At 72.1% G+C, this 11,805-nt stretch carries 15 protein-coding genes; all 15 read left to right on the top strand.

What is annotated here, in order from left to right; genetic code table 11:
• Positions 1 to 11: 11 nt before the first annotated feature.
• The gene (locus RIN80_RS23500) at positions 12 to 251 is read left to right on the top strand and encodes an RNA-binding protein (RefSeq protein ID WP_003973401.1); all 240 of its coding nucleotides are present in this window, start codon (positions 12 to 14) and stop codon (positions 249 to 251) included.
• An 85-nt stretch (positions 252 to 336) separates the two neighbouring features.
• The gene (rimM, locus tag RIN80_RS23495; protein WP_309097632.1) at positions 337 to 879 is read left to right on the top strand and encodes a ribosome maturation factor RimM; all 543 of its coding nucleotides are present in this window, start codon (positions 337 to 339) and stop codon (positions 877 to 879) included.
• Complete coding sequence (gene trmD / locus RIN80_RS23490) at positions 879 to 1,712, top strand: tRNA (guanosine(37)-N1)-methyltransferase TrmD (RefSeq protein WP_309097631.1); 834 nt, start codon at positions 879 to 881, stop codon at positions 1,710 to 1,712. Before rimM ends, trmD begins: the two co-directional genes overlap by 1 nt.
• A 136-nt stretch (positions 1,713 to 1,848) precedes the next feature.
• Entirely contained in the window at positions 1,849 to 2,199 is a 351-nt protein-coding gene (gene rplS, locus RIN80_RS23485) for a 50S ribosomal protein L19 (RefSeq protein ID WP_030852073.1), read from the top strand.
• Positions 2,200 to 2,244: 45 nt separating this feature from the next.
• On the top strand, positions 2,245 to 2,973 hold the full coding sequence (gene lepB, locus RIN80_RS23480; protein ID WP_309097630.1) for a signal peptidase I: 729 nt from the start codon (positions 2,245 to 2,247) through the stop codon (positions 2,971 to 2,973).
• Complete coding sequence (gene lepB / locus RIN80_RS23475) at positions 2,966 to 4,057, top strand: signal peptidase I (protein ID WP_309097629.1); 1,092 nt, start codon at positions 2,966 to 2,968, stop codon at positions 4,055 to 4,057. The genes lepB (RIN80_RS23480) and lepB (RIN80_RS23475) overlap by 8 nt, the downstream gene beginning before the upstream one ends.
• On the top strand, positions 3,945 to 4,907 hold the full coding sequence (lepB, locus tag RIN80_RS23470; protein ID WP_309097628.1) for a signal peptidase I: 963 nt from the start codon (positions 3,945 to 3,947) through the stop codon (positions 4,905 to 4,907). The genes lepB (RIN80_RS23475) and lepB (RIN80_RS23470) overlap by 113 nt, the downstream gene beginning before the upstream one ends.
• A gap of 75 nt (positions 4,908 to 4,982) precedes the next feature.
• Positions 4,983 to 5,762, top strand: a complete 780-nt coding sequence (gene lepB / locus RIN80_RS23465; RefSeq protein ID WP_309097627.1) for a signal peptidase I — start codon at positions 4,983 to 4,985, stop codon at positions 5,760 to 5,762.
• Complete coding sequence (locus RIN80_RS23460; protein WP_309097626.1) at positions 5,752 to 6,276, top strand: NUDIX hydrolase; 525 nt, start codon at positions 5,752 to 5,754, stop codon at positions 6,274 to 6,276. Before lepB (RIN80_RS23465) ends, RIN80_RS23460 begins: the two co-directional genes overlap by 11 nt.
• A gap of 56 nt (positions 6,277 to 6,332) precedes the next feature.
• Positions 6,333 to 6,641, top strand: a complete 309-nt coding sequence (locus RIN80_RS23455) for a DUF2469 domain-containing protein (RefSeq protein ID WP_003993268.1) — start codon at positions 6,333 to 6,335, stop codon at positions 6,639 to 6,641.
• Positions 6,642 to 6,718: 77 nt separating this feature from the next.
• Positions 6,719 to 7,111 (top strand): YraN family protein, encoded by a 393-nt coding sequence (locus RIN80_RS23450; RefSeq protein WP_309097625.1) that lies wholly within the window; start codon positions 6,719 to 6,721, stop codon positions 7,109 to 7,111.
• Positions 7,111 to 8,736, top strand: coding sequence for a YifB family Mg chelatase-like AAA ATPase (locus RIN80_RS23445; protein ID WP_309097624.1), 1,626 nt, complete (start codon positions 7,111 to 7,113; stop codon positions 8,734 to 8,736). Before RIN80_RS23450 ends, RIN80_RS23445 begins: the two co-directional genes overlap by 1 nt.
• Complete coding sequence (gene dprA / locus RIN80_RS23440; protein WP_309097623.1) at positions 8,733 to 9,893, top strand: DNA-processing protein DprA; 1,161 nt, start codon at positions 8,733 to 8,735, stop codon at positions 9,891 to 9,893. The genes RIN80_RS23445 and dprA overlap by 4 nt, the downstream gene beginning before the upstream one ends.
• Positions 9,894 to 10,165: 272 nt before the next feature.
• On the top strand, positions 10,166 to 11,008 hold the full coding sequence (gene whiG / locus RIN80_RS23435; protein WP_309097622.1) for an RNA polymerase sigma factor WhiG: 843 nt from the start codon (positions 10,166 to 10,168) through the stop codon (positions 11,006 to 11,008).
• A 96-nt stretch (positions 11,009 to 11,104) separates the two neighbouring features.
• Positions 11,105 to 11,662 carry a helix-turn-helix domain-containing protein gene (locus RIN80_RS23430; protein ID WP_309097633.1) on the top strand — a complete coding sequence of 186 codons (558 nt, stop codon included), beginning with the start codon at positions 11,105 to 11,107 and terminating at the stop codon, positions 11,660 to 11,662.
• Positions 11,663 to 11,805: the final 143 nt, after the last annotated feature.

Genomic DNA, 11,805 nt, shown 5'->3' with positions numbered 1-11,805 from the left:
GAGGCCTGAGCATGCTCGAGGAGGCTCTCGAGCACCTCGTGAAGGGCATCGTCGACAACCCTGACGATGTGCAGGTCGCCTCGCGCAACCTGCGCCGCGGGCGGGTGCTCGAGGTCCGGGTCCACCCGGACGACCTCGGCAAGGTGATCGGCCGCAACGGCCGCACCGCACGCGCCCTGCGCACCGTCGTGGGCGCCATCGGCGGTCGCGGTGTCCGCGTCGACCTCGTCGACGTGGACCACGTCCGCTGACGCTTTCGCAGCAGCACCGGCTCGGGCCGGGGAGGGCCACTGGGCCGTCCCCGGCCCGTAGTCGTATGACAGGAGAATGGACAACGTGCAGCTGGTAGTCGCACGGATCGGCCGTGCCCATGGCATCAAGGGTGAGGTCACCGTCGAGGTACGGACCGACGAGCCGGAGCTGAGGCTGGCCCCCGGGGCCGTGCTCGCCACCGACCCCGCCTCCGCGGGACCCCTCACCATCGAGACGGGCCGCGTCCACAGCGGCCGTCTCCTGCTGCGCTTCGAGGGCGTCCGCGACCGCACCGGCGCCGAGGCCCTGCGCAACACCCTCCTGATCGCGGAGGTCGACCCGGAGGAACTGCCCGAGGGTGAGGACGAGTACTACGACCACCAGCTCGTCGACCTCGACGTGGTCACCGCGGACGGCACCGAGGTCGGGCGGATCACGGAGATCTCGCACCTGCCCACCCAGGACCTGTTCATCGTGGAGCGCCCCGACGGCAGCGAGGTGATGATCCCCTTCGTCGAGGAGATCGTCGCCGAGATCGACCTGGAGGAGCAGAAGGCCGTCATCACCCCGCCCCCGGGCCTGATCGACGACCGCGCCGAGATCGCCTCCACCCGGGACGAGTCCTGATGCGCCTCGACGTCGTCACGATCTTCCCCGAGTACCTGGAACCGCTGAACGTCTCCCTCGTCGGCAAGGCACGCGCGCGTGGACAGCTGAACGTCCACGTGCACGACCTGCGCGAGTGGACCTACGACCGGCACAACACCGTCGACGACACCCCCTACGGCGGCGGCCCCGGCATGGTCATGAAGACCGGCCCCTGGGGCGACGCCCTGGACTCCGTCCTCGCCGACGGCTACGAGGCCGGCTCCCGCGAGCCCGCCCTCATCGTGCCCACGCCCAGTGGCCGCCCCTTCACCCAGGAACTCGCCGTCCACCTCTCCGAGCGCCCCTGGCTGATCTTCACGCCGGCCCGCTACGAGGGCATCGACCGCCGCGTCGTCGACGAGTACGCGACGCGCGTGCCGGTCTACGAGGTGTCCATCGGCGACTACGTGCTGGCCGGGGGAGAGGCGGCCGTGCTCGTCGTCACGGAGGCCGTGGCGCGGCTGCTGCCCGGAGTCCTGGGCAACGCCGAGTCCCACCGGGACGACTCCTTCGCGCCCGGCGCCATGGCCAACCTGCTGGAAGGGCCCGTCTACACCAAGCCGCCCGAGTGGCGCGGCCGGGACATCCCCGACGTGCTGCTCAGCGGGCACCACGGCAAGATCGCCCGCTGGCGCCGGGACGAGGCCCTCAAGCGCACCACCGCGAACCGTCCCGACCTGATCGAGCGCTGCGACCCCAAGGCCTTCGACAAGAAGGACCGGGAGATGCTCTCCATCCTGGGCTGGGCGCCGGACCCGGCGGGGGAGCCGTACGGCCGATTTTGGCGCAGGACCGACGGCGTGGAAGAATAGCCAGCTGTTGTGCGTCCGTCCGGCGTGCGCCCCTGCCACAGGGGGAGACGACGTCCGCCCCGACCCGCACACACCTGATCCCGAAACACCTAGTTTCCGTTGATGACCTGTGGCATCAGCGAGGAAAGCAGACGAAATGTCTCACCTGCTCGACACCGTCGACTCCGCGTCGCTGCGCAGCGACGTCCCCGCCTTCCGCCCGGGCGACACGGTCAACGTGCACGTCCGCGTCATCGAGGGCAACCGCTCCCGTGTGCAGCAGTTCAAGGGCGTCGTGATCCGCCGCCAGGGCTCCGGCGTGCGCGAGACCTTCACGGTCCGCAAGGTCTCCTTCTCCGTCGGCGTCGAGCGCACCTTCCCGGTGCACACCCCGATCGTGGAGAAGATCGAGCTCGTCACCAAGGGTGACGTCCGCCGCGCCAAGCTGTACTACCTGCGCGAGCTGCGCGGCAAGGCCGCGAAGATCAAGGAGAAGCGCGAGAACTGAGCGCTCTCCGGGGTTCACACCGGAGCCGGATAGCATCTGGCTCCGATGGACACCGAAGCACAGCACACGGAGCGCGACCGCTCCTCCCGCCCTTCCGACTCCGAGGACACCACCTCGGACTCCGGAGGGCCGGAGGGACGGTCGCGTTTCGCGTTGGTGTCGCGTGCCGGCTCCTGGCTGCCGGGCGGCCGGATCACCCTCACCGCGCTGACCTGCCTGCTGTTCCTGCTGTTCCTCAGCACGTTCGTCGTGCGTCCGTTCCAGATCCCCAGCGGATCGATGGAGCGGGCATTGAGGATCGGGGACCGGGTTCTCGTAAACAAGTTGGCGTACCGTTTCGGTGCCGCGCCGCAGCGGGGAGACATCGTCGTGTTCGACGGCACCGGGTACTTCGGGCACGCGGACTACGTCAAACGCGTTGTCGGCGTGGAGGGGGACCACGTCGTCTGCTGCGGCAAGGAGGGGAGGATCCAGGTGAACGGCCGGCCGGTCGACGAGTCGGGCTTCCTGTATCCCGGGGACAGCCCGTCCGCGGTGCCCTTCGACGTCGTCGTGCCCGACGGCAGGCTCTTCCTCCTCGGCGACCACCGCAGCGACTCCAGCGACTCCCGCGACCACCTCGGCTCGCCCGGCGGCGGCATGATCCCCGTCGGCGCCGTGATCGGCCGCGCCGACGCGATCGTCTGGCCCTTCGCGCACGCCACCCGGCTGCCCCGCCCCGACGCCTACGCGCGCGTGCCCGCCCCCGCCGAGGAGGCGGGCGGACATGGGTAACCGCGGCAAACCGCGCGGGGTCCCGGCCGGCCCCGCGGACAACCTGCTGCCCACCGGAGCCCGGCGCGCCGCCGGCTCCTCCAGCGGCCGTACGCGCGCCGAGCGGCGCAAGCTCCAGAAGAAGGTCAAGCGGCGCCGCAGGCGCGGTGCCGTCAAGGAGATACCCCTCCTCGTCGGCGTCGCCGTGCTGATAGCCCTCGTGCTGAAGACCTTCCTCGTCCAGGCCTTCGTCATCCCGTCGGGCTCCATGGAGCAGACGATCCAGATCGGCGACCGCGTCCTGGTCGACAAGCTCACCCCGTGGTTCGGCTCCGAGCCGCAGCGCGGGGACGTCGTCGTGTTCAAGGACCCCGGCGGCTGGCTCCAGGACGAGCAGCCCACGGCCAAGAAGGACGACCCGGTCGTCATCAAGCAGATCAAGGAAGGGCTCACCTTCATCGGCCTGCTGCCGTCGGAGAACGAGAAGGACCTCATCAAGCGGGTCGTCGGCGTCGGCGGCGACCGCGTCAAGTGCTGTGACGCGCAAGGGCGCGTGACCGTCAACGGCGTCCCGCTGAACGAGGACTACCTGTACCCGGGCGCGGCCCCGTCGGACACGCCGTTCGACATCACCGTCCCGCAGGGACGCCTGTGGGTGATGGGCGACCACCGCAACAACTCCGCGGACTCCCGCGCCCATCAGGACACCGACTACGGCGGCACCGTCTCCGAGGAGGAGGTCGTCGGCCGCGCCATGGTCATCGCCTGGCCCCTGGGCCACTGGACCACCCTGGAGGAGCCGAACACCTACGCCTCGGTGTCCGACTCGGGCACCGGGTCGACCGCTGCTCCCCGACTGTCGCATAGGGTTGCCTCCGACGATTCGAACGAAGCGATCCAGCTCCCGACCCCTGCGGAACTCCCGCTCGTTATGGGAGTGGTGGGCCTGCGCCGTGTGTGGGGCAGGCGGCGGCACAGAGTGAGGAGTTGGCGTGGGGGATGTGGCGGTTGGCGCACGGTCCGGACACGACGGCGAGGAGCACCGCGGACGTCCCGCGGAATCCACCGTCCCGGCCGCGGACAGCGCCGTGACCTCCGGGAGTGACTCCGGGGCAGCCGAGGGCGACAGGGTGACAGACGAGCAGAGCACGGCCGAGGGCCAGGGACCGGGCGGTACGGCCCGGACACCGAAGAAACCGCGCTCCTTCTGGAAGGAGCTGCCCCTCCTGATCGGTATCGCGCTGGTGCTGGCGCTGCTGATCAAGACGTTTCTGGTGCAGGCGTTCTCCATCCCCTCCGACTCGATGCAGAACACCCTCCAGCAGGGCGACCGCGTCCTGGTCGACAAGCTCACCCCCTGGTTCGGCTCCGAGCCCGAGCGCGGCGAGGTCGTCGTCTTCCACGACCCCGACAACTGGCTGGCGGGCGAGCCCACCACGGACCCGAACGCCCTGCAGACGTTCCTCAGCTGGATCGGCCTCATGCCGTCGGTGGAGGAGAAGGACCTCATCAAGCGGGTCGTCGGCGTCGGCGGTGACACCGTCGAGTGCAGGAACACCGGCCCGCTGACGGTCAACGGCAAGGCGCTGAACGAGACGTCGTACGTCTACCCCGGCAACACGCCGTGCAGCGTCGACGACCAGGGCGGCCAGTTCAAGGTGAAGGTCCCCGAGGGCTACATCTGGGTCATGGGCGACCACCGGCAGAACTCCCGGGACTCCCGCTACAACCAGTCGGACAAGAACCACGGCATGGTCCCCGTGAAGGACGTCGTCGGGCGGGCCATCGTCGTCGCCTGGCCGGTCAACCGCTGGGACAACCTGCCGGTGCCCGACACCTTCGACCAGCCCGGCCTGAACGCCCGGCCGGCCGCCGCCGGCCTGCCGGTGGCGCCGCAGGGCCTGGCTCTCGCCGGTGTGGTGCCGGTGGTGTGGTGGCGGCGCCGCAAGCCGTAGCCGGCCAGGGCCGTGAAGCGCTGATTGCATCCGTCTGCTGACCCCGGCTCGTACCCCCGGGTAGGGTGCGGACCCATGGGTGGCGACAGCATGACGCACACGGCCCCGCGCGGCGGCGGCCCGGGCACGGGCCCGGTGGGCAGCCGGACCGGACAGCGGTTGTCCGGGCTGGCCGTCGCACTGGGCCTGGTGCTTTTCCTCGGGGGGTTCGCCTGGGGCGCGGTGGTCTACCGGCCGTACACCGTGCCGACCAGCTCGATGACGCCGACGATCGACGCGGGCGACCGCATCCTGGCGCAGCGGGTCGACGGTGGTGCGGTGCGCCGCGGTGACGTCGTCGTCTTCAAGGACGCCACCTGGGCCAACGCGCCCATGGTCAAGCGCGTGGTCGCCGTCGGCGGCGACACGGTCTCCTGCTGCCAGGACGGCAAGCTGCGGGTCAACGGCAAGGAGATCGACGAGACGTACCTGCCCGCGGACACACCGGCGGGGACGAGCAACTTCCCGACCGTGACCGTCCCCAAGGGCCGCCTCTTCCTGCTCGGCGACGAGCGCGGAAACTCCGTGGACTCCACCGCCCACCTCACCGACGCCGCCGGCGGCACGGTGGCCCGCTCCGCCGTGGACGCGCGCGTGGACGCCGTCGTCTGGCCCATGAAGGGCATGCTGGAGCGCCCCACCGGCTTCGAGCCGCTCGGCACCCTCTCCTCGCCCGGCCCGCTGCGGACGATCACCCTCCTCGTGCTCGCCGGCGCCGTGCTCGTCCTGGGCGGAGGCGCCTACGGGCCCATCGCCAAACGGACGGACGCGGCCCGGGCCCGCCGGGCGAGCGCGGAGCCCGCAGGTGTCCGCTGAGGCCGTGCCGGCGGGCCGGGACACCTACGAGGGCGGACTGCGCAAGGTCGCCCGGGTGGTGCTGCTCGACCCGCGGGACCGCATCCTGCTGCTGCACGGGCACGAGCCGGACGATCCGGCCGACGACTGGTGGTTCACCCCCGGCGGCGGTGTGGAGGGCGATGAGACCCGTGAACAGGCCGCCCTGCGGGAACTCGCCGAGGAGACGGGCATCACCGAGGTCGAGCTGGGTCCGGTGCTGTGGCGGCGCAGGTGCTCCTTCCCGTTCGCGGGCCGCCGCTGGGACCAGGACGAGTGGTACTACCTGGCCCGTACGGACCGGACGGAGATCGCCGCCGCGGGGCTGACCGAACTGGAACGGCGCAGTGTCGCCGGAGCGCGCTGGTGGACGTGTCCGGAACTGAGCCGGGCACATGAGACGGTGTATCCGACCAGACTCGCCGGGCTGCTGCGCACGCTGCTCGACGAGGGTCCCCCGGCCCGGCCCGTGACCCTTGACCCGGAAATCGTCTAGGTGCTCACGGGACTGGCGCACAATGGGGGGATCGCACGGCTGAAGGGGAACATGCCATGAGCGCCGAGGACCTCGAGAAGTACGAGACCGAGATGGAGCTGAAGCTCTACCGGGAGTACCGCGATGTCGTCGGTCTGTTCAAATACGTGATCGAGACCGAGCGGCGCTTCTACCTCACCAACGACTACGAGATGCAGGTGCACTCCGTCCAGGGTGAGGTGTTCTTCGAGGTGTCCATGGCGGATGCCTGGGTGTGGGACATGTACCGGCCGGCCCGCTTCGTGAAGCAGGTCCGGGTGCTGACGTTCAAGGACGTGAACATCGAGGAGCTGAACAAGAGCGATCTGGAGCTGCCGAGCGGGTGAGGTTCACCCCGGCGGGTGACCGGGTTGTCCACAACCGCTGAGCCGTCCACCATGATCCACTTCTGGGCGGTGGCTGCGTGATCGTTGGCGCCGGAGGTGGTGCCGAGATGAACGCACGCAGTGCGATGGGCAGGTACGGAGAGACCCTGGCGGCCCGGCGGCTGGCGGAGACCGGGCTGACGGTCGTGGAGCGCAACTGGCGCTCCGGCCGCGCCGGAGAGATCGACATCGTGGCCCGGGACGGGGACGTCCTGGTCGTCTGCGAGGTGAAGACCCGCAGGGCAGGTCCCTTCGAGCATCCGATGGCGGCCGTGACGCCGCAGAAGGCGGAGCGGCTGCGGGACCTCGCCGAGCGCTGGATCCAGACCCACGGAGGCGCGCCGCCCGGTGGGGTCCGCATCGACGTGGTCGGGGTGCTGCTGCCGGCCCGCGGCGCGGCCGTGGTCGAGCATGTGCGGGGGGTGGCCTGATGGCATTCGCCCGTACGTGTTCGGTGGCGCTGGTGGGTGTCGAGGGCGTGGTCGTCGAGGTCCAGGCCGACCTCGAACCGGGTGTGGCGGCGTTCACCCTGGTGGGGCTGCCCGACAAGAGCCTGACCGAGAGCCGGGACCGGGTGCGCGCCGCGGTCGTCAACTCCGGCGCGGCCTGGCCGCAGAAGAAACTCACGGTGGGGTTGAGCCCCGCCTCGGTCCCCAAGTCGGGCAGCGGCTTCGACCTGGCCGTCGCGGCGGCGGTCCTCGGCGCGGCGGAGCGCATCGACCCCCGGGTCCTGGCCGACATCGTGATGATCGGCGAGCTCGGCCTGGACGGGCGGGTGCGGCCGGTCCGGGGGGTGCTGCCGGCGGTGCTGGCGGCGGCGGACGCGGGGTATGAGCAGGTGGTGGTGCCGGAGTGCGCCGCCGCCGAGGCGTCGCTGGTACCCGGCGTCTCGGTGCTGGGCGTCCGCAGTCTGCGGCAGCTGATCGCCGTCCTGGCCGACGAACCCGTACCCGACGAGGAGCCCGACGAGCTGGGACGCCCCGACCCGCTCCTCGCCGGTCTGCGGATGCCGGGAACCGGCGCGGCCACCGGCATGCACAGCGTGGGGGCCGCCCAGCACGACCACCATCACGACCTCGCGGACGTCGTCGGCCAGACCTCGGCGCGCACGGCGGTGGAGGTGGCCGCGGCCGGCGGGCATCACCTCTTCCTGGAGGGGCCACCCGGAGCGGGCAAGACGATGCTCGCCGAGCGGCTGCCGGCCATCCTGCCCCGGCTCGGCCGGCAGGAGTCGCTGGAGGTCACGGCGGTCCACTCGGTGGCGGGTCTGCTGCCCCCGGGCAAGCCGCTCATCGACGTCGCCCCCTACTGCGCCCCGCACCACTCGGCCACGATGCAGGCGCTCGTCGGTGGCGGCCCGGGCGTCGCTCGGCCCGGCGCGGTGTCACTGTCGCACCGCGGCGTGCTGTTCCTGGACGAGACGCCCGAGTTCAGCGGCCAGGCGCTGGACGCGCTGCGCCAGCCGCTGGAAGCCGGGCACGTCGTGATCGCGCGCAGCGCGGGCGTGGTGCGCTTCCCGGCGAAGTTCCTCATGGTGCTGGCGGCCAACCCCTGCCCGTGCGGCCGGTTCTCGGTGCGGGACGACCTGTGCGAGTGCCCGCCCTCGGCGATCCGCCGCTACCAGGCCAGGCTCTCGGGCCCGCTGCTGGACCGGGTCGACCTGCGCGTCGAGGTGGACCGCGTCACGCGCACCGAGCTGACCGCCTGCGGCGCCCGTGGTGAGTCGACGGCGACCGTCGCCGACCGGGTCCGCGCCGCCAGGGATCGCGCCGCGGAGCGCCTGGCCGGCACCCCCTGGCGCACGAACAGCGAAGTGCCCGGGCGGGAGCTGCGCAGCCGCTGGTACGCCGTGTCCGGCGCGATGGACGAGGCGGAGCGGAACCTGGAGCGGGGCGTCCTGACCGCCCGGGGCCTCGACCGCGTCCTGCGCGTGGCCTGGACCGTCGCGGACCTCGCGGGCCACGACCGGCCCGACGCCACGGACGTCGCCCTGGCGCTGCAACTGCGCACCGGAGTGCCCCGGGGCGTACCCATGGCCATCGGGGCGCTGACATGAGCGCCGTCGACGAACCGGACGACGAACTGCTCGCCCGGATCTTCCTCACCCGGGTCATCGAGCCCGGCGACGAGGCCGGTGGACGGTGGGTGCGGGAGTTCGGGGCCGGGGAAGTCGTACGGCGGCTCCGGGAGGGCGGGGCGGCCCTGCCGGGCGTCAGCGGGAAGCGGTGGGCCGGTCTCCTGGCCCGGGCCGCCGTGGCCCGGCCGCGCCGGGATCTGGCCGTGGCCCGCGACGCCGGGGTGCGGTTCGTGTGCCCCGGCGGCCCGGAATGGCCGGCGCAACTCGACGACCTCGGGGACGCCCGGCCCCTCGGGCTCTGGGTCCGGGGGCGGGCCGCCCTGCGGATGTGGGCGCTGAAGTCCGTCGCCGTCGTCGGCGCCCGGGCCTGCACCGAGTACGGGGCCCACATGGCGGCCACCCTCGCCGCCGGCCTCGCCGAGCAGGGCTGGGTCGTGGTCTCCGGCGGCGCCTACGGTGTCGACGGCGCCGCCCACCGCGGGGCGCTGGGCGCGGGCGGCGCCACCGTCGCCGTCCTCGCCTGCGGCGTCGACCGGCCCTACCCGCGCGGACACACCCAGCTGATCGGCAGGATCGCCGAACAGGGACTGGTGGTCGGCGAGTTGCCGCCCGGCGAGCATCCGACCCCCAGCCGGTTCGTCCTGCGCAACCGCGTGATCGCCGCCCTCACCCGGGGCACCGTGGTCGTCGAGGCCGCCCACCGCAGCGGCTCCCTCGTCACGGCCCGGGCGGCCCAGCGGCTCGGGCGGCACACCATGGGCGTCCCGGGCCCCGCCACCAGCGCCCTGTCCGCCGGCGTGCACGAGATGCTGCGCGGCGAGGCCACCCTGGTCACCGACGCCGCCGACGTCGTGGAGCTGGTCGGCGACATCGGACAACTGGCACCGGACCGGCGCGGCCCCGTCCTGCCCCGGGACCTGCTGGAACCGGCCACCCGGCAGGTGCTCGCCGCGCTGCCGGGGCGCGGGGCCGCCCGGCCGGACGAGATCGCGCGCCGTGCGCAGACCGCGCAGGACGACGCGATCGCGAGACTGTACGAACTGCGAGCACTCGGTTACGTCGAACGACACGGCGACGGCTGGAAGTTGACACGCCAGGCGGTGATGTCGGTCCGCGGTGCTCCCGGCCCGTGCTGACCGCCCGGGTTCGGCCGTCCGGGGGAACCCCTACAGCCCTTGGAAAATCGCCCAGTTGGGCTTCTGTGGTGATCACACCGAGCGGCCGCGGCCACCCGGCGGAACGCCTCGCGGAACGTATCTGCGCCCTCTTCGACCGCCCTCCTTCGCGCACCGCGACGCCGCAGTCACGCTACGCTCACGAGGATCCCGACACGGACAGGCAACTCGACATCAGACAGACAGCTCACCTCGGCAGCACCACTCCGCAGCAGAACGGCACAAGGCGACGAATGCCCCAGCACACCTCCGGGTCCGACCGGGCGGCGCTCCCCCCAGCCGCCCGTGACGGTGGCAACGTGCGGCCGCCCGCTCCCTCGACGCTCGACGAGCTGTGGCGGTCGTACAAGGCGACGGGGGACGAGCGGCTGCGGGAACAGCTGATCCTGCACTACTCGCCACTCGTGAAGTACGTCGCGGGACGCGTCAGCGTGGGCCTGCCGTCCAACGTGGAGCAGGCGGACTTCGTCTCCTCTGGGGTGTTCGGACTGATCGACGCGATCGAGAAGTTCGACCTCGACCGGGAGATCAAGTTCGAGACGTACGCGATCACGCGCATCCGCGGGGCGATGATCGACGAGCTGCGGGCGCTGGACTGGATCCCCCGCTCGGTGCGGCAGAAGGCGCGCAACGTGGAGCGGGCGTACGCCACGCTGGAGGCGCGGCTGCGACGGACGCCGACGGAGGGCGAGGTGGCCGCCGAGATGGGCATCGCGGTGGAGGAACTGCACGCCGTGTTCAGCCAGTTGTCGCTGGCCAACGTGGTGGCCCTGGAGGAGCTGCTGCACGGCGGGGCCGAGGGCGGCGGCGGGCTCAGCGTCATGGACACGCTGGAGGACACCGCCGCCGACAACCCCGTGGAGGTCGCCGAGGACCGGGAGCTGCGGAGGTTCCTCGCGCGGGCGATCAACACGCTGCCCGACCGGGAGAAGACGGTGGTCACGCTCTACTACTACGAGGGCCTCACCCTGGCCGAGATCGGCAACGTGCTGGGTGTGACCGAGAGCCGGGTCAGTCAGATCCACACCAAGTCCGTCCTCCAGCTGAGAGCCAAACTGGCCGGTTTTGGGCGCTGACCCGGCAGGCCGGCGCGGGGGGCCGGTGAGAGCCACTCCCGTCGGACCGGGCGCGTCCGTAGAGTGGATGACGTGCCAAGGATTCGAGCGGCCTCCGTGGCCGAGCACCGGTCGATGCAGCGAGCCGCCCTGCTGGACGCGGCTCGTTCCTTGTTGTCCGAGGGCGGTACGGAGGCGCTGACCTTCCCGGCCCTCGCCGAGCGGACGGGCCTCGCGCGGTCGAGCGTCTACGAGTACTTCCGGTCGCGGGCGGCCGTGGTCGAGGAGCTGTGCGAGGTCGACTTCCCGGTCTGGGCGGCGGAGGTGTCGGCCGCCATGGAGCGGGCGGAGACGCCCGAGGCCAAGGTCGAGGCGTACGTGCGGCAGCAACTGGAGCTGGTCGGGGACCGGCGGCACCGGGCCGTGGTCGCGATCTCGGCGAGTGAGCTCGACGCGGGCGCGCGGGAGAAGATCCGGGCCGCGCACGGCGGGCTGGTCGCGATGATCGTCGAGGCACTCGCGGAACTGGGGCACGAGCAGCCCCGGCTCGCGGCGATGCTGGTGCAGGGCGTGGTGGACGCGGCGGTGCGCAGGATCGAGCTGGGGGCGGCGGAAGAGCCCGGGGCGATCACGGAGGCCGCCGTGTCGATGGCCCTGCGGGGGGTACGGGGCTGAGCTTCGCTCCGGGGCGGGGCGCCCATGGACGTTCGCGCGCACCCCTCCACTGGCAGCGGCCCCGGGGGCCCCTGGTGCGGAGCGGGTCTCGGCTTCGTCCGGGGGTGGGGTCGTCCGGGAGGTTCGCCGTCACGTGCCCTCCG

The sequence above is a fragment of the Streptomyces sp. genome, assembly GCF_031181705.1.
Classification (GTDB): Bacteria; Actinomycetota; Actinomycetes; order Streptomycetales; family Streptomycetaceae; genus Streptomyces.
The sequence above is the reverse complement of the archived record's forward strand: the minus strand, read 5'-3'. Positions and strand labels throughout refer to the sequence as shown.